This window comes from Rhodococcus sp. I2R, from assembly GCF_020889545.1.
Lineage (GTDB): Bacteria > Actinomycetota > Actinomycetes > Mycobacteriales > Mycobacteriaceae > Rhodococcoides.
Genome location: NZ_JAHUTG010000006.1, coordinates 255,448 through 277,122, shown reverse-complemented (window position 1 = coordinate 277,122; position 21,675 = coordinate 255,448). Strand labels below are relative to the sequence as shown.

26 protein-coding genes and 1 other RNA gene are annotated in these 21,675 nt (G+C 63.6%); 13 read left to right on the top strand and 14 right to left on the bottom strand.

Annotation, left to right across the window (positions count from 1 at the left end; all coding sequences use genetic code 11):
• Positions 1-410: 410 nt before the first annotated feature.
• Positions 411-701 (bottom strand): hypothetical protein, encoded by a 291-nt coding sequence (locus tag KVY23_RS08665; RefSeq protein WP_230556063.1) that lies wholly within the window; start codon positions 699-701, stop codon positions 411-413.
• A gap of 259 nt (positions 702-960) precedes the next feature.
• On the opposite strand from KVY23_RS08665, the gene KVY23_RS08660 reads away from it, so the two are divergent.
• Complete coding sequence (locus KVY23_RS08660; protein ID WP_230556062.1) at positions 961-1,620, top strand: hypothetical protein; 660 nt, start codon at positions 961-963, stop codon at positions 1,618-1,620.
• 575 nt (positions 1,621-2,195) lie between these two features.
• On the opposite strand, the gene KVY23_RS08655 is transcribed toward KVY23_RS08660, so the two are convergent.
• Positions 2,196-2,825, bottom strand: a complete 630-nt coding sequence (locus KVY23_RS08655; RefSeq protein ID WP_230556061.1) for a TetR/AcrR family transcriptional regulator — start codon at positions 2,823-2,825, stop codon at positions 2,196-2,198.
• Between the two features lie 65 nt (positions 2,826-2,890).
• Here KVY23_RS08655 and KVY23_RS08650 point away from each other — a divergent pair, with 65 nt between their 5' ends.
• Positions 2,891-3,538, top strand: coding sequence for a TetR/AcrR family transcriptional regulator (locus tag KVY23_RS08650; protein WP_230556060.1), 648 nt, complete (start codon positions 2,891-2,893; stop codon positions 3,536-3,538).
• Positions 3,539-3,549: 11 nt separating this feature from the next.
• Here KVY23_RS08650 and KVY23_RS08645 read toward each other — a convergent pair whose 3' ends face one another.
• The 3 genes from KVY23_RS08645 to KVY23_RS08635 are packed head-to-tail and all read right to left on the bottom strand — an operon-like array spanning position 3,550 to position 5,033.
• Positions 3,550-3,939, bottom strand: a complete 390-nt coding sequence (locus KVY23_RS08645; protein ID WP_075840458.1) for a DUF5313 family protein — start codon at positions 3,937-3,939, stop codon at positions 3,550-3,552.
• Positions 3,936-4,382 carry a MarR family winged helix-turn-helix transcriptional regulator gene (locus KVY23_RS08640; protein ID WP_230556059.1) on the bottom strand — a complete coding sequence of 149 codons (447 nt, stop codon included), beginning with the start codon at positions 4,380-4,382 and terminating at the stop codon, positions 3,936-3,938. Before KVY23_RS08640 ends, KVY23_RS08645 begins: the two co-directional genes overlap by 4 nt.
• A gap of 30 nt (positions 4,383-4,412) precedes the next feature.
• Entirely contained in the window at positions 4,413-5,033 is a 621-nt protein-coding gene (locus KVY23_RS08635) for a LysE/ArgO family amino acid transporter (protein ID WP_075840462.1), read from the bottom strand.
• A 69-nt stretch (positions 5,034-5,102) separates the two neighbouring features.
• On the opposite strand from KVY23_RS08635, the gene KVY23_RS08630 reads away from it, so the two are divergent.
• Positions 5,103-5,978: a LysR family transcriptional regulator ArgP gene (locus tag KVY23_RS08630; protein ID WP_230556058.1), complete on the top strand. Its 876-nt coding sequence runs from the start codon at positions 5,103-5,105 to the stop codon at positions 5,976-5,978.
• Positions 5,979-5,990: 12 nt separating this feature from the next.
• Here the strand turns inward: KVY23_RS08630 and KVY23_RS08625 are convergent, their stop codons facing one another.
• From KVY23_RS08625 to KVY23_RS08615, 3 genes are all read right to left on the bottom strand, one after another.
• The gene (locus tag KVY23_RS08625; RefSeq protein WP_230556057.1) at positions 5,991-6,908 is read right to left on the bottom strand and encodes an NAD(P)/FAD-dependent oxidoreductase; all 918 of its coding nucleotides are present in this window, start codon (positions 6,906-6,908) and stop codon (positions 5,991-5,993) included.
• A 32-nt stretch (positions 6,909-6,940) separates the two neighbouring features.
• Complete coding sequence (locus KVY23_RS08620) at positions 6,941-8,098, bottom strand: iron-containing alcohol dehydrogenase (protein ID WP_230556056.1); 1,158 nt, start codon at positions 8,096-8,098, stop codon at positions 6,941-6,943.
• A 78-nt stretch (positions 8,099-8,176) separates the two neighbouring features.
• Positions 8,177-9,709: a CoA-acylating methylmalonate-semialdehyde dehydrogenase gene (locus KVY23_RS08615; RefSeq protein ID WP_230556055.1), complete on the bottom strand. Its 1,533-nt coding sequence runs from the start codon at positions 9,707-9,709 to the stop codon at positions 8,177-8,179.
• 70 nt (positions 9,710-9,779) lie between these two features.
• Here KVY23_RS08615 and KVY23_RS08610 point away from each other — a divergent pair, with 70 nt between their 5' ends.
• Both KVY23_RS08610 and KVY23_RS08605 read left to right on the top strand, forming a co-directional pair.
• Positions 9,780-10,673, top strand: a complete 894-nt coding sequence (locus KVY23_RS08610; protein ID WP_075840469.1) for a LysR family transcriptional regulator — start codon at positions 9,780-9,782, stop codon at positions 10,671-10,673.
• A 65-nt stretch (positions 10,674-10,738) separates the two neighbouring features.
• Positions 10,739-10,987 (top strand): hypothetical protein, encoded by a 249-nt coding sequence (locus KVY23_RS08605; protein ID WP_230556054.1) that lies wholly within the window; start codon positions 10,739-10,741, stop codon positions 10,985-10,987.
• A gap of 11 nt (positions 10,988-10,998) precedes the next feature.
• On the opposite strand, the gene KVY23_RS08600 is transcribed toward KVY23_RS08605, so the two are convergent.
• Positions 10,999-11,556, bottom strand: coding sequence for a permease (locus tag KVY23_RS08600; protein WP_075840471.1), 558 nt, complete (start codon positions 11,554-11,556; stop codon positions 10,999-11,001).
• 146 nt (positions 11,557-11,702) lie between these two features.
• On the opposite strand from KVY23_RS08600, the gene KVY23_RS24870 reads away from it, so the two are divergent.
• Together KVY23_RS24870 and KVY23_RS08595 are read left to right on the top strand one after the other, a co-directional pair.
• Positions 11,703-11,828: a hypothetical protein gene (locus KVY23_RS24870; protein ID WP_268994863.1), complete on the top strand. Its 126-nt coding sequence runs from the start codon at positions 11,703-11,705 to the stop codon at positions 11,826-11,828.
• 67 nt (positions 11,829-11,895) lie between these two features.
• On the top strand, positions 11,896-12,879 hold the full coding sequence (locus KVY23_RS08595; protein ID WP_230556089.1) for a cobalamin biosynthesis protein: 984 nt from the start codon (positions 11,896-11,898) through the stop codon (positions 12,877-12,879).
• Here the strand turns inward: KVY23_RS08595 and KVY23_RS08590 are convergent.
• Genes KVY23_RS08590 through KVY23_RS08580 form a run of 3 tightly spaced genes read right to left on the bottom strand, consistent with a single transcriptional unit; the run spans position 12,820 to position 14,973 of the window.
• Positions 12,820-13,761, bottom strand: coding sequence for an SURF1 family protein (locus KVY23_RS08590; RefSeq protein ID WP_230556053.1), 942 nt, complete (start codon positions 13,759-13,761; stop codon positions 12,820-12,822). The two genes, KVY23_RS08595 and KVY23_RS08590, sit on opposite strands and share 60 nt — an antisense overlap.
• 32 nt (positions 13,762-13,793) lie before the next feature.
• Complete coding sequence (locus tag KVY23_RS08585) at positions 13,794-14,291, bottom strand: low molecular weight protein-tyrosine-phosphatase (protein WP_230556052.1); 498 nt, start codon at positions 14,289-14,291, stop codon at positions 13,794-13,796.
• A complete protein-coding gene (locus tag KVY23_RS08580; protein WP_230556051.1) occupies positions 14,275-14,973 on the bottom strand; it encodes an HAD hydrolase-like protein in 699 nt (232 codons plus the stop codon). The genes KVY23_RS08585 and KVY23_RS08580 overlap by 17 nt, the downstream gene beginning before the upstream one ends.
• A gap of 15 nt (positions 14,974-14,988) precedes the next feature.
• Between KVY23_RS08580 and cobC the strand changes: the two genes are divergently transcribed.
• Genes cobC through KVY23_RS08560 form a run of 4 tightly spaced genes read left to right on the top strand, consistent with a single transcriptional unit; the run spans position 14,989 to position 19,151 of the window.
• Entirely contained in the window at positions 14,989-16,086 is a 1,098-nt protein-coding gene (gene cobC / locus KVY23_RS08575) for an Rv2231c family pyridoxal phosphate-dependent protein CobC (protein ID WP_308070551.1), read from the top strand.
• Positions 16,083-17,240 carry a Nif3-like dinuclear metal center hexameric protein gene (locus KVY23_RS08570; RefSeq protein WP_230556050.1) on the top strand — a complete coding sequence of 386 codons (1,158 nt, stop codon included), beginning with the start codon at positions 16,083-16,085 and terminating at the stop codon, positions 17,238-17,240. The genes cobC and KVY23_RS08570 overlap by 4 nt, the downstream gene beginning before the upstream one ends.
• 58 nt (positions 17,241-17,298) lie before the next feature.
• Positions 17,299-18,036 carry a zinc ribbon domain-containing protein gene (locus tag KVY23_RS08565; protein ID WP_075840478.1) on the top strand — a complete coding sequence of 246 codons (738 nt, stop codon included), beginning with the start codon at positions 17,299-17,301 and terminating at the stop codon, positions 18,034-18,036.
• A gap of 5 nt (positions 18,037-18,041) precedes the next feature.
• Positions 18,042-19,151 carry a bifunctional RNase H/acid phosphatase gene (locus tag KVY23_RS08560; protein ID WP_230556087.1) on the top strand — a complete coding sequence of 370 codons (1,110 nt, stop codon included), beginning with the start codon at positions 18,042-18,044 and terminating at the stop codon, positions 19,149-19,151.
• Here the strand turns inward: KVY23_RS08560 and KVY23_RS08555 are convergent.
• Entirely contained in the window at positions 19,134-20,420 is a 1,287-nt protein-coding gene (locus KVY23_RS08555; protein ID WP_230556049.1) for an SLC13 family permease, read from the bottom strand. The genes KVY23_RS08560 and KVY23_RS08555 overlap by 18 nt on opposite strands.
• Positions 20,417-20,938: a DUF1697 domain-containing protein gene (locus KVY23_RS08550; RefSeq protein WP_230556048.1), complete on the bottom strand. Its 522-nt coding sequence runs from the start codon at positions 20,936-20,938 to the stop codon at positions 20,417-20,419. The genes KVY23_RS08555 and KVY23_RS08550 overlap by 4 nt, the downstream gene beginning before the upstream one ends.
• A gap of 51 nt (positions 20,939-20,989) precedes the next feature.
• Here KVY23_RS08550 and rnpB point away from each other — a divergent pair.
• Both rnpB and KVY23_RS08540 read left to right on the top strand, forming a co-directional pair.
• Positions 20,990-21,450: RNase P RNA component class A (rnpB, locus tag KVY23_RS08545), an RNA gene on the top strand.
• A 41-nt stretch (positions 21,451-21,491) separates the two neighbouring features.
• Positions 21,492-21,674, top strand: a complete 183-nt coding sequence (locus KVY23_RS08540; RefSeq protein WP_075840680.1) for a hypothetical protein — start codon at positions 21,492-21,494, stop codon at positions 21,672-21,674.
• Position 21,675 lies beyond the last annotated feature (1 nt).

Here is a 21,675-nt window from a genome sequence, read left to right as displayed (position 1 = left end):
CAGCTACCGGCTCAAAGACCGGCAAGGACTTGTCACACCGGTCGAAGCACCGGCATCATGAACCTGCCGGACACCGACACATCAGGTCGTACACAGACCGACACGTGAGGTCGTCCACCGATAACGTGAGAACCGAGATCTCAATGTAACCAACGAGATTCTAAAGTCGGCATCGATTTTCTTCGCGAGGGAGCTCGGCCCTCGCCACCGCGGATAGTCCAGTTCATTGATCAGATGCGTGCACAGAACTACCGGGTCGAGTCGATCTGCCGCGTGCTCACCGAGCACGGCGTGCAAGTCACCCCACGCACTTATCGCAACTGGAAGTCAGCACCACCGTCAGCCCGGACAATTTCCGACGCGTACTTCACCGACGCACTCCGCGGCACGGTTGGTGCACCGGGAGAGCTCTACGTCGCCGCAAGATGTATCGCCACCTGCGCAGGAAGGGCCACAGCGCCGCTGCCTGCACGGTCGACCGACTGATGGGCGACGAAGGCATGTCCGGCGTCGTCCGAGGCAGGCGGCACCGGTCCACGATCCAGGGTGGCAAGAACTCCACGCGGGTCCCTGACCTGCTCGACCGTGACTTCACTCTGAGGCTCCGAATTGGAAGTGGTCACCAAATTCATGTAATGGGCGGGGTTGGTCTTGTTGCATACGTCATCGTCCGCTTCTCCCGAGCGATCGTCGGTTGGCACGCCTTGACGGTCAAAGACACCGCTATGGTCACCACGGCGCTGAAGATGGCACTGTGGCGACGAGATCACGGTGGACACCGCGTCGGCTCAGGACTCATTCACCACAGAGGCGCCGGCAGTTGATACACGTCGATTGCGTTCGCGGAAACGCTTGTGCTTGAGGGTGTTGCAGCGTCCGTTGGAATCGTCGGGATGCCTACGACAAATGCGTCGGCATGTTGGCGGTTCTAGCGGCTGGCTGATGGCTCACACTTACTCTGTGGCAACTACGGGTACAAGCGCAGGGAAAATCGCCGCAGCTTGGAAGGAATCTCCGGGCTGGTTGAGGCGAGTATCGAAACAATCTAGGCTTCTCGCCCTCATTCTTGGGGTTGTCGGCTTCTATGTGGACGCGGTAAATTGGGACCCGGCTGACTGGGGTTTATTCGTGAACTCGTATTCTTCGGTAGTGGCATTTCTATTTGGTGTACCGGTCGCTTTGGTTGGTCTTAATTCAATCAACCAAGAAATACAACGGTATTCTGAAATTAATCAGGCTGAAGAATTTTTGCGCCAGTCCTGGCTTCGCTTCTCGATTGCCGTTAATCAACTATGTACAGACAGTAGTATCGAAGCTGTCACGACACGAATTGATGAGTTAAGGGTGGCTCGCATCATCGCCTACGCTGGGATACACGAATGGATTAACAGCCCCAGGGCCACCCTTGATCGCGTAGTCGTACATACCGAATTGGAGAAAAGTGCTGTCGCGATCGAAAGGGCTCTGCAGAGAATCAATGCAGAGCTGCCAGCGACCAACGTACTTAATCACCGGTGGTTAAGATTGCAGGGAGAGTGGAGCGTTATTGATACCATGGTTCGCGAGCGTCGCTATGGACTTGGTTTGACTTGGCTCACCGATTTGAAGATTCTAGATTGAGATTCTGGGTTCATCATGCCAAACCTTTCGTGGCAGTTAAATCGATATTGAAAGGCGATCCTATTGTCAATCTTGTAAGCAAGATGGACGAGTATCCAGCCATGCTCCGGCGCTTAAAGCAGGTCGAGGGATCTGAACTAGTAGGCAGGTTCAATCGAGGTGTAAAGTTCGGGACTTTTAAGAAGGTGTCCGTTGAGGCTGCGGCAACAGCTTCGCAACTGAAGGGACTCCGGAAGACTGTAGAAGCGATTGATCGTCGCGGAGGGCTCGGAAGCTGACACTTCTCTATTGTCGGATTGGTAGGCCAGCTTTAAGTTAGATACGGGATGGTAGCTAAAATTACCGCTGGCTACTCGCGATGTTCGGGACAGTCCTCGTCCGCGTGCTCAGCAATGGCGCGCATAAATTCATCCTCCGTGGGTGCCTGGCGGCCGCGCATCGGCTTCGGGTCTGGATTGGGTTGCACGGGAGGGCGGGTAGGACCGGAGAGGCCCGGTGCGGTCAGTTGACGTGCAGTCCGGGGTTCGAGAGTTCTCCACTCAGGACCACCACGTCCCCCGGCTCGATCGTCAGAGCTACCCAGTTTCTGGCACCGATTCCCCCGGCCGGGTCCCAGAGATCCGGTCCGCGAGGGCGACTCCGGCTTCGATGAACTTGGCGCGGCCCAGGGTCTTGAAGGATCGATCCTCCGACAGAAACGCGGAGGCGAAGATCTCGAACTCGGCGATGAGCGCCGAGGCAATCACGCCGGCCTCGGCGGCCGACACTTTGCCGCGCGCCTTTTTGGCAGCTCGGCCGAGGATGGGAATCAACACCAGCGCGTTCGCACGCCGAATCGCCTCGACCTGCTGGCTCGCTCCCCGCGATTGGACGAAGTAGACCGATGCGCGGGTCCGGTTGTCGGCGAGCCATCGAACGAACGGTTCGATCATTGCCCCCATGCGCGCCGCCGGCACCACTTCCTCCGCGGCCAGGCGTTCGATCTCTCCGACGTACGACTCGGCGAACTCGCGGAGTCCTTCGAGCAGGATCTCCTCGCGTGAAGGGTAGTGATAATAAATTGCGGCCGAGGTCATCTCCGCGGCAGCTGCAATATCGGCAACGGTGACCGTGTCGACAGGGCTCGAGGCGAACAACTCGAAGGCGGTCTCCACGATGACACCGCGCCGCGACGGTCGGTGCGCTGGACGCTTTGCTGCTGGCACTGATCTCTCCTCGGTTTCGATCATGCAAGACTAGTGTCCGACGGATCTACTACTGGTGAGGATGCATGGTTAGCGACCAAGGGACCGGCGATCCGGCGCAGAAGAAGTCACCGCATCGGCCCTCCCGTAGGGAGGACATCGTCCGCGCGGCTATCCGCGTCTTTGCCGCCAAGAGCTTCTCCGACGCCAGCATCCACGACGTGGCACTCGAGGCCAACGTCGTTTCATCGGCCGTTTACTACCACTTCGCGGGCAAGGACGAACTGTTCGAACTGGCCATGCGACGTGTTCTCGACATGATCAACGAGGTCGTCGCCGACGTCCGTGCCGGGGAGGACCCCGCCGAGCAACCCTCGCTCGAGGCCGTCATCGTTGCCGTGTGGGACTGGGTGGAAGCTCACCCTCACGAGTCGCGGTTGCTGCACTATCACTTGCCCGGTGCCACGGCCGAGGCGTCGGCGCTGCGCCGCGAGTTCGAGGAAACGCACGTCCAACGCGCTTTCGATTATCTTCCGCCGGGGCCGGTGCCCGCGAGCAAGAAGGCGGCTGCGAACGAGCATGCGACACGTACGCTGTCGACCCGGACACTCATCGAGCTGTTGATGACCATCCAGGCGTTGCGTATGGACGAGGGCCCATTGAGCAGACATGCATCGAAGAGTCTGCGGCGCGCCGTCGTGGCGGTGGGGGAGCGGATCGTCGTCGGAGGGTGACCTGACGAAAGTCACTTTCGGGGGTGTTGGCTCTCGTATCGCGTCCGCTCGTCCTGTGCGGCGGCGCGTTTGCGTGCGCTCTGCAGATCCGGTGGCAGACCGTTGAGTTCGAGCCTGCGTGCGCGGTTGGGCTCCATGTAGGCGAGTGTGAAGAACATCGCCAGGAGAAAGCCCAGCAGAAACATCGACCCTCGCAACCAGAGCGGTCCTGGAAAGAGAACGAAGAAGCCGATGAAGATCGGTAGGAACGGAATCATTGCCCGGAACAGGTGTTTGGGTACCGCGCCTCGTCCGACCAGATCGTTCTCGACCCACCCGCGCATCGAGGCGGGTAGTGGTCGGCCGGCGGTGTATTTGAGCCACTGAACGAGATTCGGACTGGTTCGTTCGAGGTCGGTCATCGTATGGCTCCTGCTTCGATTGCTGCCCGGTTGATTCGACCGAGCACGGTGTGTAGCTCCTCCAGCTCGGCGATGTCGACGCCCAGTGCGGCGACAACGGCCGGGGGGATCTTCTCGGCTTCACGACGCAGCGCGATGCCATCCTCGGTGAGGTGCACGTCGAGTTGGCGTTCGTCGCTCGTGCTCCTGGTGCGGACGAGAAGGCCGCCCGCTTCGAGCCGCTTGAGCAGCGGGGAGAGGGTCGGGGAGTCGAGCTGAAGCGCCGCGCCGATCTCCTTCACCGACCTCGGCGAGTTCTCCCACAACGCGAGCATCACCAGGTACTGCGGGTGAGTCAGGCCCATGGGTTCGAGAAGTGGCCGATAGACGCTCAGCACCGCGCGGTTGGCGACTGCGAGCGCAAAGCACACTTGCCGGTCCAGCGCGAGTGGATCACCGTTCATAATTTGAAGCGTACACGAATGGTTAGTGCACTAACTAATTGCCTGGACGGCGAGTGTCAGGGCAAGGCACAGCATGAACACGGCGATCGCTCCGTCGAGCACGCGCCACGAGGCAGGCCTCGAAAACAGGGGGCGTAGGAACTGGGCGCCGTATCCCAATGCGCTGAACCAGGCGAGGCTGGCGACTGCGGCTCCCACGCCGAACCACAACCGAGTCGTGTCGTAGGTAGCTGCAACGGAACCCAGCAGAACCACGGTGTCCAGGTAGACGTGCGGGTTCAGCCAGGTCAATGCGAGTGCAGTGACGATGGCTGTTCCGAGTTGCTTTGTGTGCGCTGTGTTTTCCACTTCCAGAGATGTGTTTCGCATTGCTCGCCGGGCGGACAACGCGGCGTAGGTGAGCAGGAAGGCCGCTCCGCCCCAGTAGGCGAACTGCAGAAGGCCTGGATTGGTTCCGACGACTAATCCGGCGCCCGCCACGCCGGCGGTGATGAGGATGACGTCCGATGTCGCGCAGACCGTCACGACCGCAAGCACGTGTCGCCGAGCGATTCCCTGACGGAGCACGAACGCATTCTGGGCGCCGATCGCAACGATCAACGACAGGCCGAAGGCGAAACCCGCCATGGACGGCGTCAGTGCTGGATGCATGCGATCGAACCTATGCAACCTGGTGGCTACAGTACAGCGAATGATTTTCACGACACGTTAGTATCTCTTATGACGAACTTCGACCTCGCGCAACTGGAGGCGCTCGCTGCCGTCGTCGAGGAGGGAACGTTCGACGCAGCGGCCCGCAGATTGCACGTGACCCCTTCCGCAATCAGCCAGCGCGTCAAGGGCTTCGAAGCCGCTGCAGGAGCAGTGTTGCTGCAGCGGTCGAAACCGGCCCGCATCACCGAAGCCGGCGTCGCGTATCTTCGCCTGGCTCATCAAGTTCGAGCCTTGATTGCCGAGGTATCGCTCGAGACCGGGGGAGAGGGCGCCGTCACGGTACCGATCGCCGTCAACGGAGACTCGCTCAACACGTGGGTGCTCCCGGCACTGGCATCGCTGTCCGGGGCGATGACCTTCGACGTACGCCGCGTCGATCAGGACCATTCCGCCGACCTGCTGCGTCAGGGAATCGTTATGGCCGCGGTGACCGCGTCGGCCGAACCGGTGCAAGGCTGCTCGGTGACGCGGCTCGGCCTCATGCGCTACCGACCGATGTGCTCACCGGAGTTCGGAGAAAGATGGTTCCGGGACGGGACCACATCCGATTCGTTGGCTCACGCCCCGATGCTCGTGTTCGATCGCTCCGATGATCTACAGGATCGGTACCTGGTGGAAACGACGGGTGAGCGATGTCGAGCGCGTCGGCACTACGTTCCGTCCTCGGCGGACTTCGCCGAAGCGGTACGTCTGGGGATCGGGTGGGCGGTGCTGCCGCGGCAGCAGAGCGAACGCTGGGAAGCCACCGGCGAGTTGATCGACATGTTTCCGGGGACCGGCGTCGATGTGACGCTGTACTGGCAGCAATGGAGTGTGCGGACCGCGGCATTGGAGCGACTGTCGAACGCGATCATCGCCGCGGCATCGTCCGAACTCGACTGACGCGCGAGTGCGTCAGCGTGATGCGACCAACGCCCGCCCCAGATCGGTTCCGGAGCGCCACGCACTCTCGATTCTCGGGGCACCACTCGGACACCATTGATCTCCAGCGAAACCTATCCGCCGACCCGATGATTCGGTCAGGTGATAGCTGGCGGCGTGGACGGACGACGGCTTGGCGAACGTCCAGCGGTGTGCATACGACCAGACGGGTTCGGTGGATCCGACGAGAGCGTGAACTGCGGTGACGATCGGCGCAACAGCACGGTTCGGCTCGTCGAGATGCTCTTTGGCCATCTCCGCGGTGGTATGCACGACGAGCACAGGCGCGCCGTCACCGCGCCGTGCACCGTCGTCGGCGACGAACTCGAGCACCGGGTGGTCGTTGACGAAAGCGGCGTGCCGAAACGGCAGCTTCAGCGAATCGAATCCACACACGACAGTGACGACGGGTTGGTACTCGACCGGGTCCGCGACAGCGGACAACCTGGCTGCCTGAGGATCTGGCATGGCCAACACGACATCGCCATCCGGTAAGTGGTCGACATTCACCGTCTCGGTGTCGATCTCGGACAGCAGGTTCTGCACCAGCGAGCGAAGACCGTTCGGTGTCGCCCATCGCATCGGTCCGGTACTCGTCGCCGGTGCCGTGTCAGGTGTGAGGACACCGAACGTGTCCGTCCACGGCCGAGCGATGCCGGCGGCTTCCCATCGCTGGACCACAGCCTCGAATTCCGGATCGCGAACGGTGAAGTACCCGGCCCCGATATCGACGCGCCGATCGTGCAACAGAGGCGAGGCCATGCGTCCGCCGACCGCGCGCCCGCGGTCGAGTACGCGGAAGGCAAGGCCGGCGTCACGCAGCACATTTGCGCAGGCGGCGCCGGCGACACCTGCGCCGATGATGGTGATGGCATTCGATCGCGTGGTCACCTGTTCACCGTAGGCCGCCGACACAACTCGCGTCAGAACACCTTTCGGTACAGTTCGGCGATCTCCTCGGCAGTCGGAACGACCGGGTTGTTGGACGGGGAACCGGATGCCAGCGCCTGCTGGGCCATCAGCGGGATCAACTCCTCCCAGCGGGAGGCGTCGATTCCATAGGTGCTCGGTGTCGGTACCTCGACGTCGGCGCACAAGGTGTCGATGAACTCGATCAGCTTCGCCGCCGCGGCCTCGTCGCTGTCCTGACGTTCGGCCGCCCCCAACTGGCGTGCGCAATCGGCATAGCGGCCGGGCGCACCGGATATCGAGAACCGAGTGACTGCCGGAAGCAACATGGCATTCGAAAGACCGTGTGCCACATGAAAGTGCGCCCCGATCGGCCGGCTCATTCCATGTACGAGGCACACGCTTGCGTTGGAGAACGCCATACCGGCCTGGGTCGACGCGGTCATCATTGCATCGCGGGCCTCACGGTCGGAACCGTCGCGATACGCACGCAGGAGGTATTTCCCGATGGTCTTCATCGCAGCCAGCGCGAGACCGTCCGAGATCGGATTGGCCTTCGCACTGACGTACGCCTCGATGGCATGGGTCAACGCGTCCACGCCGGTGTCTGCGGTGAGTCTGGGCGGCATCGACATCGTAAGTTCGGAGTCGACGATCGATGCGATCGGGAGGAACGACAACCCCGGACACAGCATCTTCTCGTCCGTCGCTACATCGGTGATGATAGTGAACTGCGTTGCTTCCGAGCCACTTCCGGCAGTAGTGGGAATTGCGATGATCGGGAGCGCTGGGCCCGCGTACACGCGCGGAGCCTTGAAGTCGCGCATGACGCCGCCCTGCTCGGACAGCACGGCCAGCGCCTTGGCTGTATCCATCGGGCTACCGCCTCCGAAACCGATGATCGCGTCGGCGGCGTGGGCTTTGACGGCGTCGATACCCGCGCTCAGTGATTCGGTCGTCGGGTCCGGGACGGTCTTCGAGAACAACGCAGCCTTCTTGCCGGCTGCCTCCATGATTTTCATCAATCGCTCGGCGCTTCCGTTGCCCACCATGAAAGCGTCGGTGACCAGAAGTGGACGCTCGACTTTCAGGTCGTTCAATACCGACCCGAGCTCTTCGACAGCGCCTGGTCCGAGTTTCAGGAATCGCGGAAACGAGATGTTGGCAACCATGCACTACTCCTTTGTAGGGCGCTTCGCGCTTGTGCGTGGAAATACGTGGCCTGCCACGTATTTCCACGCACATAGGGGTCAGGTGTTCTGGGGGAAGCCGAGGTTGACGCCGCCGTGGCTGGGGTCCAGCCAGCGGCTGGTGACGGCTTTGCCGCGGGTGAAGAAGTGGATGCCTTCGGTGCCGTGGGCGTGACTGTCGCCGAAGAGGCTGTTCTTCCAACCACCGAAGCTGTAGTAGGCCATGGGGACGGGGATGGGGACGTTGATGCCGATCATGCCGACCTCGACCTCGTTCTGAAAGCGTCGCGCTGCGCCACCGTCGTTGGTGAAGATGGCGGTGCCGTTGCCGTAGGGGTTCGAGTTGATGAGCTCGAGCGCCTCGTCGTACGTGTCGACGCGGACGACGGAGAGGACGGGTCCGAAGATCTCGTCGGTGTAGATGGACATGTCCGTCTTCACATGGTCGATGAGGGTGGGGCCGAGCCAGAATCCGTCGGCTGCGCCGTCGGCCTGAACCGTGCGTCCGTCGACGACGATGGTGGCGCCGTCGGCTTCACCGGCATCGACGTAGGAGGCGACCTTGTCGCGGTGTGCCTTGGTGACCAGCGGGCCCATGTCCGAGCCCTTGGTTCCGTCACCGGTTGCCAGCGGGATGGTGCGCTCGACGATCTTGGCTACCAGTTCGTCGGCGATGTCGCCGACGGCGACGAGTGCGGAGATGGCCATGCAACGCTCACCCGCGGAGCCGAAACCGGCATTCACCATGGCGTCGGCGGCGAGGTCGAGGTCGGCATCGGGGAGGACGATGGCGTGGTTCTTGGCACCGCCGAGGGCCTGGACTCGTTTTCCGTGGCTTGTGCCGGTGGAGTACACGTACTGCGCGATGGGGGTGGAGCCGACGAAGCTGATGGACTTGATCGACTTGTGCTCGAGCAATTCGTCGACGGCGAGCTTGTCGCCCTGCAGGACGTTGAAGACACCGTCGGGCAGCCCGGCCTCCTTCCACAGCTCGGCCATCCAGATGGAGGCGGTCGGGTCTTTCTCGCTGGGCTTGAGGACCACGGTGTTCCCGGCGGCGATGGCGATGGGGAAGAACCACATCGGCACCATGGCGGGGAAATTGAACGGGGAGATGATGCCGACGGGGCCGAGGGGTTGGCGGATGGAGTAGATATCGACGTTGGTGGAGGCGTTCTCGGTGTAGGCGCCCTTGAGGAGGTGGGGAATGCCGCAGGCGAATTCGACGACTTCTTGGCCGCGGCTGATTTCACCGAGGGCGTCGGAGAGCACCTTGCCGTGCTCGGCGGTGATGATCTCAGCGAGCTCGCCCTTCTTGGCATTGAGCAGTTCGCGGAAGGTGAACAGCACCGCGGTGCGCTTGGCCAGTGAGGTGTCGCGCCACGCCGGGAATGCGGCTGCGGCGGAGTCGATGACCGCGCGGGCGTCCTCGACGGTGGCCAACGCCACCTGTCCGGTGACTTCGCCGGTGGCGGGGTTGGTGACGGGGGCTGTGCGGTCGGAGGTGCCGGCGAACGGCTTCCCGTCCAGCCAGTGAGCGATAGTTGTCACGGTTGTCCTTTGCTCGTGGTGTGACCCCAGTCTCGTTCGCATTGTTGTATGTGTCAAAGGTCAAAATCGCACTTTCACGTGCATAAATGCACGCAGTGCTACGGTTGACCACGTGTTCAGTGCCGACCACCTCAGGTTCTTTCTGGAAGTGTCGCGACACGGTCGGCTCAACGAGGCGTCCCGTGCGCTCGGCGTCGACCACACCACGGTGGGCCGTCGCATCACCAGCCTCGAGAAATCAGTGGGCGGCAGGTTGTTCGATCGAACCCCCACCGGATGGCGACTCACCGAATCCGGACGACGCCTGGTCGGCTACGCCGAGAAGGTCGAGTCCACCCTCATCGCAGCTTTCGAGGACCAGACCTCAACGATGGGCTCGTTGACGGGGTCGGTTCGAATAGCCGCGCCCGACGGTTTCGGTGCCTTTGTGCTCACGCCCAACCTGACACGGTTGCGGCGAATGCATCCCGATCTCGATGTCGAACTCGTCACCGCAACGGAACACAACTCGCTCAGCACAAGGGAATTCGACGTTGCGGTGACCCTGGAGCAACCGTCGCCGAGGCTCGTGTCGTTTCGCAAACTGGCCACGTACTCCCTACACCTCTATGCGACGCGGGCGTATCTCGATGCCGCCCCGACGATCACCAAGCTGGACGACCTACGCGCGCACACGCTGATCTGGTACGTGGCCGCGCTCCTCGACGTCGAGCCGCTGCGCATACTCGATTCGATCCTCGCCGACGGTCGGGCGCAAATCCAGACCAACAACATCACCGGGCACTGGCTCGCGGCGCGCAGCGGTCTCGGAATCGCCCCGTTGCCGAGCTACATCGGTGAACCGGACGACTCCCTCGTGCGGGTTGTGCCAGAGCAGTTCTCGATCGAAAGGACCTACTGGGTCGCGGTTCCGCGTGAACTCACCGGACTCGCGCGGGTGAAGGCGGTGAACGACGTGCTGACCGACATCGTCGCCGATGCGCCGCATCTGACGCCCGGTCGTTGACCTGGTCACCGATCCGCCAAGGGAGAGCGAGAGCAAACCGGTACCACCTCGCCTACGGTGGTGGCATGACTGTGGACGATTTCGGTGGCCGACGCACCTTCTCGGCCGAGGAGCTGCTCGTGTTGGTCGGGGACTATGCGCTCGTGAACGACACGGGTGAACAGCGTGGGCGTATCGAATCGGTGGCCCAGGAGGGCATGTCGGTGGTGGTGACGGTGGCGGAAGAAACAGGTCCCGCCGTGATGACGTTCGCGCCCGAGACGCAGGTCACGGTCGAGCCGTACGACGGCGGGAAAGCACCTGTAGTTCCCTGATTCCCACGCGCCTACTGGCCACTTCCCGCTGCGTCGATTGTCGTTGCGTCGAGCCGTTTCTGGGCTCGTCGGCGCCGCGCGCGGACGATGACGAAGGTCAAGAACGCGAACAACGCAATCGCGAGAACAAACCCCAGGGCGGTTGCCCCGCGGAATCCTGGCGCCTCGGTGTCGAGCGTTCTCTCGCCGGCGTGCGCCGCGTTGTTGCTTCCGAGGACGATCGACAGGGTCAGCAGGTTCGGGGCGGCCACAAGCAAAGCCAGTATCGACAACACGATCGCGCCGATCTTGCCCCCTCGGCGCTTGCGCACCAGCCACGCTGCTGCGAACAACGCGAGCGGGATCACGGTGCAGACGATGCCGAATGTCAGGCCCCAAAAGATTCCTCTGGTGAACGTCTGGTCGGCCAGATTTGCCACACGAATACTCCACCAGCGCGGTAGGAACGCAGACAGGATCAAGTACGCGATCACCAGAGCGACCACGCCGATGGCGATGACGATCGCCTTGTTCACCCACCGCGGCCTACCTGTGGTGGAAGGAGCGGGGGATGTTCCGTCGACTGTCATGAGAACGATTCTAGACGCGTGACTCGTCGTGACAGCCGCCACATGTGATGGCGCACTCATCTGCATTTCCATCCACGGACGCGTCGGCAACAATCAAGATCATCAGGGCTGGTTTGAAGGCCCACGACACCTTTTCGGGGGAAATCATGGCAATGTTTCTGATGGCAACGGTCGGATTCTTCGGTATCGCTGTGGCGATGCTCAACTCGGGTCGCGACCTCGAGTTCAACAACCGTCAAATGGCGGGCGTGTATCGGTCTCGCTGGGCGTGATCGCGCGCACCCGCCGAGTGGCCACGCAGTCGCAGGTGTCTACCGTCGGGTCATGCACATCGGCAGGATGACGGGCTCGGGAACGAGATTCCACGCTCGGGCTGCGGGACTTGTCCTCGGGCTTGCGTTGGATCGGATAGTGGGCGATCCCCGCAGGTGGCATCCGGTCGCCGGTTTCGGTCTCATCGCTGCGCGGGCCGAGCGCAGTCTTTATCGGGATTCCAGGTGGGCCGGTGTACTGCACACGAGCGCGCTGGTCGGCGGCACGGTCACCGCGGGTGTGGTGGCCACCGGCATCGCGCGGCGTAGTGGGCTGATCGCCGAGACAGCATTGACCGCCTCGGCAGTGTGGGCGTGCCTCGGCGGAACGTCGCTCTCGCGAACCGGTGCACGCATGTCCGGCCACCTGACCGCCTGTGACATGGCAGCGGCAAGGGCGCTTCTGCCTTCGCTGTGTGGGCGCGACCCGGACGTACTCGACGCGCAGGGGATCGCGCGTGCGGCGCTCGAATCGGTGGCCGAGAACACCTCCGACGCGACCGTCGGCGTTGTGCTGTGGGGAGCTGTTGCAGGTGTTCCCGGCGTGGTCGGGTACCGCGCCGTCAACACACTCGACGCGATGATCGGATACCGATCCGAGCGGTACCGGCAGTTCGGGTGGTGCGCGGCGCGACTCGACGACGTCGTCAACCTGGCCCCCGCGCGCCTGACCGGCGCACTCACCGTGGCACTCGCGCCAGCGGTAGGTGGCAGGCCGTCGGACTCGATTCGAGCGTGGCGGGACGACGCGGCACGTCATCCCAGTCCCAACGCCGGTGTCGCCGAAGCCACCGCGGCGGGAGCGCTGGGGGTTCGTCTCGGCGGGAGAACCGAATACGCCCACGGAATCGAGATCAGACCGACGCTCGGGTCCGGCCGTACACCGACACCCTCGGACCTCGACCGCGCAGCGGCGCTGTCCGTTCTGGTGCAGGTCGCCGCGACGGTGGTCTCAGCGCTTCTTGCCGTAGCGATCGGCCAGGCGGACATCGTTCGCCGTGCTCGGGACTGATGTGTTCTTCGATTTCGACTTGCGCTGCTTGCGCGTCGGCAGGGTGAACTCCGGTTCTGCCGCAACAGGATCCGACTCGGTCGGCAGGGGCAAGGTGACGTCCTCAGGTGCGGTGTCCTCGGACTCACCGGAGGCTTTGCGTCGCTCACGCAACTCTGCCCGCACGAAGTAGGCGAGCCCGAGCGGCGCCATGATGCCGAATGCGAGCCACTGCAGCCCGTACCCCAGATAGGGGCCGGAATCGGTCTGGGGAAGTGCGATGACACCGAGGCCGCCTGGCTGATCGCTCTCGAGCTGAAGGTAGCCGTCGATTGCGCTCACCCCCACCACAGAACCGATCTGCTCGGGATCGATGTTGTAGACCTGAACATGGCCGGCTTCTTCGATCGATGCGCGAGAGCCATCTTCGGCTTGCCGGAGGTGGGCGCCGAGAGTGACTTCTCCGGCTGGTGCCGCCTCGAACGGCGGTGGTGCAGTTCCCTGCTCAGGCAACACGTACCCGCGGTTGACCAGCACGATCGGGCCGTCGGTGAGCTGAAACGGGGTGACTACCTCGTAGGCCGGCAACTGCTGCACGACCCGCAGACGAACGAGTACTTCCTGGTCCTGGAGGTACGTGCCAGTGGCAGTGACGCGACGCCATTCGTCCTGGGCGGCGAAACTCGGCTCTCCTGTTGCGGGATCGGTCGAGGTGAGGAGCTCACCGATCGCGACCGGCTCGGACTCCGTCGACTGATTGATCAGTTCGTTGCGCTCGGCAGTCGAAGTGTTCTTGCCGAGCTGCCAGGGGGCGAGAACGGAGAAACACAGAAACGCGAACAATGCGACGACAGCAGCCAGCGCCAGCCACTGGGGGCGTAAGAGGAATTTGAGCCTTCGCACGACATCTACGGTAGCGGTTGACTCGAAGTGACCTACGACGCCTCGTCGGAGAGCTTGCTCTCGAGCCACCGCACGAGGCCGGGGACTGCCGCTTCGATCTGTTCTCGCACCTCGGTGAAGGCGTCGTCCGTCGAGTAGTACGGGTCTGCCACCGACTCCGAATCGGCTGCGTCGTCGAATGCGCGCAGCAGCACGACTCGATCTTTCGGGGCGCCGAGTCGATGCAGCTCGGTGGCGTGTGAGGAATCGAGAGCGACGAGCAGGTCCGCGGCGAGGTGGTCCGCGCCCACCTGAGTGGCCTCGTGCTCGCTGCTGTACCCGTGGGCGTCCAGTTCGGCGACGGTGCGGGAGTCTGCCGGTTCTCCTTCGTGCCAACCGTCGATGCCTGCGCTCGATATCCGCACGCTCGAGACGAGTCCGGCTTCGCGAAGGTAGGTCTCGAAGACTTTCTCGGCCATGGGGGAACGGCAGATGTTGCCGGTGCAGATGAACGTGATGTGCAGGGTTGCTCGGTCAGCGGGTGAGTTCATCGAGCACCTTCTTCAACTCCTCCATCGTCGCAACAGTGAAGGCGGCCTCGTCGTTCTCACCTGTGATGCCGTACCCCCAGTCCACGTAGACCGCCGGTATCGCGAATCGCGCGGCGCCGTGGACGTCGTGGTCACGATCGCCGACCATCACCACACCGGCTGTTCCGCCGGCACTGACCTCGCGGGGAACAAGTTCGAGATTGCGCAGTGAGTGCGCAATGACGTCTGGTTTGGCGCGTCGAACACCGTCGTTGCTCGCGCCGCCGATGAACTCGAAATACCGCGACAGCCCGAAGTGGTCGAGGATGCGATGGGCGAATCGCTCCGACTTCGAGGTAGCGACAGCCAGGCGAATACCCCGCGCTTGCAGGCCTTCGAGGACCTCCTCGATGCCCTCGAACACAGTGTTCTCGGCCCAGCCGGTGGCGTCGTAGCGCTCGAAGTACGCGCTCAGGGCCTGCTGCGCGCGGTCCTCCGGCAAGCCCATCATCCTGAGCGTGTCGATGAGCGGTGGCCCGATCACACCTTCGAGCTGGGCCGGTGTGGGTTCGGGGGCGCCGATGGTCTCCAGCGCGTGGCGAAATCCGGCGAAGATTCCCGGTGCAGAATCGGTGAGTGTTCCATCGAGATCGAAGAGCACAACCGTGGCACCCGGGCGGTCCGGTGCAGCTGGGTTTGTCATGACAAAACCATATCGGTGACGGCGGCGACTACGCTCATCGGCAACGAAAGGATCCTGAGCGCAGTGGACTCGATGGCGCTTCTCCGTCACCACGGTGACGTCGAAGTTGGCGACGGACTGATGGATTTCGCGGTCAACGTTCAAGGGCTCGCGCCACCGGACTGGCTCACCGCCAGGATCGCCGCGGCTCTGACGTCGTTGGGTTCCTATCCCAGCGCAGCTGCCGATCTGAATGCACGCGAGGCCATCGCTCGCAGACACCGGCGCTCTCCCGACGAGGTATTGCTGCTCTCCGGCGGAGCAGAGGGATTTGCGATGTTGCCAAGACTGCGTCCCCGTCTCGCGGCCGTCGTGCATCCCTCGTTCACCGAACCCGAGGTGTCGCTGCGGGAAGCGTCCGTGCCCATCGTGCAGGTGATGTTGGCGCCGCCGTACACACTCGACACAGCCTCGGTTCCAGAAGAGGCAGACCTGGTCGTCATCGGAAATCCGACCAACCCGACATCGGTTCTGCACGAGCGGAGTGCAATTCTCGCGCTGCGACGCCCCGGCCGTGTGCTCGTCGTCGACGAGGCATTCGCCGATGCTGTTCCCGGTGAACGCGAGTCGGTGGCCGGCGACACGTTCGACGACATTGTGGTGCTGCGCAGTCTCACCAAGACATGGGCGCTCGCGGGGCTGCGGTGCGGCTACGCCCTGGGCCACCCGGACGTGTTGGCCGCCCTGACTCGCGGCCGCGCCCACTGGCCGGTCGGAACACTGCAGATCGAAGCTATCGCGGCCTGCAGCGAACCCCGTGCGCTCGAGATCGCCGCTGCCAAAGCGGAAGCAATCGGCGCGGACAGACGGTCGATGGCTGCCCGTTTGGAGAGCCTGGGCATCGAGATCTGCGGGAAACCGCAGGCACCGTTCCTACTGTTGAAGATTCCGGCCGCCGAGCAGGTCAGGTCGAGGCTCCGAGCCGACGGCGTCGCGGTGCGTCGATGCGACACGTTTCCAGGGTTGGCCCCGGGGCACCTTCGCGTCGCGGTCCGGGCACCGGATCAGGTAGATCTGCTCATCGAAGGACTACAGCGAGCGCTGAATCGAGCTTTACCGAGGAGACGAATGTGACCGAACATCCCGTGACGCTCGCCGAGATCATCGATGTTCTCGACGATGCGTACCCGCCGCGCCTGGCCGAGAGCTGGGATTCGGTGGGCCTCGTCGCGGGCGATCCGCAAGCCCGAATCGGCGCCGTGATGTTCGCGGTCGATGCCACCGCCGACGTCGTCGACGAGGCCATCGAATGGGGCGCCGACCTACTCGTCGTGCACCATCCGCTGCTTCTCCGTGGCGTCGATACGGTCGCTGCCGACACCCCCAAGGGCGCGTTGATTCACCGACTCATCAGAGCGGGCTGCGCACTGTTCACCGCGCATACCAATGCCGACAGCGCCGATCCCGGGGTGTCCGACGCGTTGGCGAAGGCGCTTGGGGTGACGGCAACTCGCCCCATCGCGCCCATCGATGCACCGCGGATCGACAAGTGGTCCGTGTTGGTCCCGACAGCCGCCGGCGACGCCGTGCGCCGAGCGTTGTTCGATGCAGGTGCCGGCTCGATCGGGCGTTACCGCGACTGCAGCTGGACCGTCCGCGGCCTGGGCCGGTTCCTGCCCGAGATCGGCGCTCAACCTGCCATCGGCCGGATCGGGGAACTCGAAGAGGTCGAGGAGGACCGGATCGAAGTGGTCGCCCCGGTCTCGGCGCGTGCGGAGATCCTGGCGGCTCTGCGTCGAGCCCATCCCTACGAGGAGCCGGCGTTCGACGTGTTCGAAGAAGCACCGTTGCCGACCTCGACCGGCCTCGGGCGAGTTGGCACGCTCGACGCACCATCGACGCTGCGGGACTTCACCGAGCGCGTGCGGGCGGCTCTGCCGGAGACCGTGTGGGGCGTCCGGGCGGCGGGCGACCCCGACTCGATCGTGTCCACGGTGGCGCTGTGTGGAGGGTCGGGTGACTCATTCCTCGGAGTCGTCGGTTCGTTGGGTGTCGATGTGTTCGTGACGGCCGATCTCCGGCACCACCCCGTCGACGAGCATCTGCGTGCCGGCGGGCCTGCCGTCATCGATGTCGCACACTGGGCCTCGGAGTGGCCGTGGTGTGAACAGGCACGCGGTGTTCTGGACTCACGGTTCTCGCGGTATCCGGGATGGACGAGTCGTGTCAGCGTTCGTCGTACCGATCCGTGGACGGTGGGATCGGTCCACGCGAGCGGTGAACGCTAGCCGCCGCACCCGGTAGGCTTGACCGAATCAACTTCCATAGTCGCAGGAGTCATCACGCGTGAATGTCGACCCCCGAGTACAGGCCTCCCTTCTCGAACTGGCCGCAGTGGACACCGAGCTGACGCAGATCGCACATCGCCGTAAAACTCTGCCCGAGCAGGCCGAGTTGGAGAAACTCGAGGCGGAGCGCGTAGCGCGCAAAGACGCTGCCGTCAGCGTGCAGATCGCCATGGACGATCTCGACCGGGACATCAAGAAACTCGAGGGCGAGGTGGACGCCGTCCGCCAGCGAGAGGACCGCGACCGAAAGCTCCTCGAAGGCGGCACCGTCGCTGCCAAGCAGATGTCGGAGCTGCAGCACGAGCTCGGCAGTCTGGAACGTCGGCAGGGAATTCTCGAAGAGGAACTGCTCGAGGTCATGGAAAGACGTGAGGCATCCGAGACCGACTACAACCATGCTGGAGCGCAGCTCACCCAGATCGAGGACGAGTTGATCGACGCCGGCCGCCGCCGCGACGACGCGGTCGCGGACGTAGAGAGCGCCGAGCAGCGAGCGACTGCACGACGGTCGGAACTGGCAACGACATTCTCGGCTGAACTTCTTGCGATCTACGAGAAGCAGCGCTCGCTCACCGGCCGGGGTGCCGCGCTGCTTCAGGCCAGGCGCTGTGGTGCCTGCCGTATCGAACTCGACCGGGGCGAGATCTCCAGAATCGCCGCGAAGCCTGCCGACGAGCTCATTCGGTGCTCCGAGTGCAACGCGATTCTGGTGCGAACCAAAGAATCGGGTCTGTGAGCGCAGTGGCAAGGGTCGTCGTCGAAGCAGACGGCGGCTCGCGCGGAAACCCCGGTCCCGCCGGTTACGGGGCTGTCGTCTTCACCTCGGACCGTTCGACGGTGCTGGCGGAACGACGGTCCGCCCTGGGCGTTGCCACCAACAACGTGGCCGAATACCGCGGGCTCATCGCAGGGCTCACGGCTGCGGCCGACGTGGGAGCCCGCGAGGTCGAGGTCCGCATGGATTCGAAATTGGTGGTGGAGCAGATGTCTGGGCGCTGGAAGGTCAAGCACCCGGACATGATTCCCCTGAACAAGGAAGCTGCAGAAGTAGCTCGCGGCTTCGATCGCGTCACCTACACGTGGATACCGCGCGCTGAGAACTCGCACGCGGACCGCCTCGCCAACGAAGCGATGGATGCTGCCGCGACCGGTGCGAAGCTCGAAGAGACTCCACCGAAGGTGCAGCGGAAACCGGCGGGCTCATCTGCTGCGCCGGGATGGACCGGGGCGGTGGGCGCCCCCACGAGGCTGCTGCTCCTGAGGCACGGCCAGACACCGTTGTCGGTGGAGCGACGCTATTCCGGCCGAGGCAATCCGGTACTCACCGACCTCGGTGAGCGGCAGGCCACGGCTGCTGCGGCTCACCTTGCCGACACCGCCGACATCGCTGCTGTGGTGGCATCGCCTCTCGATCGGGCGCAACACACTGCCCGGGCTCTGGCAGATCGAGTGAGCCTCCCCGTGACCACCATGGACGAACTCGTCGAAACCGATTTCGGCAACTGGGAAGGGTTGACCTTCGCCGAGGCATCCGAGAGGTACCCGGACGTGCACCGTAAGTGGCTCGGCGACACCTCCGTCGCCCCGCCTGGTGGCGAAGCATTCGACACGGTGCTGGGACGAGTCACTACGGCCCGCGACAAACTGATCACGGCGTATGCCGGATCCACGGTGGTCGTCGTCACCCACGTCACGCCGATCAAGATGTTGCTTCAGCTGGCTCTCGACGTCGGTCCGTCCCTTCTGTACAGACTGCATCTCGATCTGGCCTCGCTCAGCGTCGCCGAGTTCTACCCGGACGGCGGTGCGTCGGTGCGTCTGGTCAACGACACGTCATATCTGAGCTCCTAACGCCAACCACAGTGCTGCCACGGATCCCAGGATCGTCAGCGGAGTCGTGATCGAACCGAGCAGGGTGAACGTGCCGAGCGATGCAGGTTCACCGTTGTTCGAGGTCACTCTGCGCCACAGCATGATCGCCAGCGATCCGACATAGGTCAGGTTGGGTCCCAGGTTCACCCCGATGATCATCGCCAGGACGAGGCCAGGCGGCGCCGATGGCCCCAATGCGGCAAGCAACAACAATGTCGCAGGCAGATTGTTGACGATGTTCGACGCGGACGCGCCGATCAGTGCGGTGACCAGCAGACCGGTCAGCGATGTGTCGGTCGGCAGGACCCCGGTTAGCCAGTCGCCAATCGGCCCGGATGTGACGCCGAGGACGACCACACCCAGCAACAGCACGAAGCCGCAGAACATCGGGTCGGCGGCGCTGAGGACCCTGGTCGGCGCGGTGTACCCGTGCCGCAGTGCGTATGCCGCGAGAACGCCGGCGCCTGCCGCAGCCACCCAGAACGGTTCGATGCCGACGAATCCGGCAGCGCCGAAGCCGAGCAACGTCGTCGCCAGAACTGCGAGGGCGAGCTTTGGAGCAGGCTGCCCGGCCCCCGAAACCGCCGGCCTCCTATCCGGCGCCGCTTCGGTCGGACTCCCATCCGGACCAACTGCACCCTGTCGAGCGAGGTCGCGTCGGAAGAAGATCCGGAACACGACAAATTCGATAGCAATCGCCACCGCCCACGGCAGTGCCATCAACATCGCGAAATGAGCGAAAGTGAGCCCGGTCGCGGCGAATGCCAACAGGTTCGTCAGGTTGGACACCGGTAGCAGCGTGGACGCGGAGTTCGCGAGGTGAGCAGTTGCGTAGCTGTACGGCCGTGCCGGTGTGCGCAGCACCCGCGCCGCACCGATGACCGCCGGTGTCAACAACACGACCGTGGCATCGAGACTCAGCACAGCAGTGGTAAGCGAAGCCGCCGCAAAGACGGCCGCTAGGAGCCGCCGCGGGCTGCTCTGCGAGACATCGATCGCCGTGGCTGCCATCCACGAGAACACACCGAGTGTGTCGGCCAGGTAGGCGATCATCAGCACGAACGCCAGGAAGATCACCGTCGGCAACAACTCGAGCACCTGTGCTTGCGCAGCGTCGACAGTGACCAGCCCCAGCGCGAGCGCTGCGACTGCGGCGGGCCCGGCGACGACGATCTCCGGCAGGCCTCGAGGACGCGCGATCGCGAACAGCAACACTGCGCCGACAAGGGACGCAGCGAGGACGGTCACGAGAGCATCTTGCCGAGTGTTCGCAGATTTCTGGTGGTGATGGTGGGCTTGTACCTGGTCTTGGTCGTCGACTTCCCGAACGGGCTGTCGGTGGTTCGCCCTTTCACGACCTCCCAGTACACGACGCCCTCGCCCTTCTCGACACGTTCGACGGCGGGGTCGAGGGCGTCCGCCGCGTCGAGGAGTTCGGCGAGGTGACGAGCGTCGCTACCGAAAATCACGTATGGATGCCACCCGTCGCGCTCAGGATCGAACGGATATCGCTGGACCACGGATCGAAGCGCCGGGGGCGTGAGCACGATGACCCACGCCTCGTACCCGAAGCGGTCGGCGAGAGTCTTCTCGATCCGCGCCTTCGTTTCCGGTCCGGTGAGCCCGGATTCGAGCAGCACGTTGCCCGTTGCCAACACCGTGCGGACATCTCGAAACCCGGCTGAAATCAGCGCCTCTCGCAGGGCCGCCATCTTGATGTTGATTCCACCGACGTTGATTCCGCGCAGCAGGACGGCGTAATTCATGAGGTGAACTGTAGTTCGCGGGTACGACGCAGTAGAGTTTCAACCTGCGAACGAGTTGGTTGGACGGCCGCGGCACGGAGAACTGGGGGACACGCTCCACCAAGCTTCGAGCCGAGGAAAGTCCGGACTCCACAGAGCAGGGCGGTTGCTAACGGCAACCCGAGGTGACTCGCGGGACAGTGCCACAGAAAACAGACCGCCCACGCTCGCGTGTTCTTTCAGAACGCGCGAGTGTGGGTCAGGGTGAAACGGTGCGGTAAGAGCGCACCAGCACCCCGGGTGACCGGGGTGGCTAGGTAAACCCCGCCCGGAGCAAGGTCGAAGGTCGCACCGTAGGGCTCGTTGCGAGTCTCACGGTGCGGCTGCGCAGGGGTTCGAGGGCTGCTCGCCCGAGCCTGCGGGTGGACTGCTCGAGGTACCCGGCGACGGTGTGCCCAGATGGATGGTCGTCGCTTCGTCCACACCTCGGTGAGGACGAAGCACAGGATCCGGCTTATATGCCGACTCGTTCGCACCCATTCTCCTAGCGCGCCGATTCGGGCAGACTGGCACCATGAGCAACGACGAAGCGTGGTACTACGACGTACGAACCAAGACGGTCTCGCAGGGCAAGGAGTCGGGTGCGCTGGATCGGATGGGGCCGTACCCAGACCGGGAGAGCGCCGAGCGCGCAATCCAGATCGCGGCTGAACGCAACAAGGCCGCCGACAAGGCCGACGAGGATTGGAACAACTGAC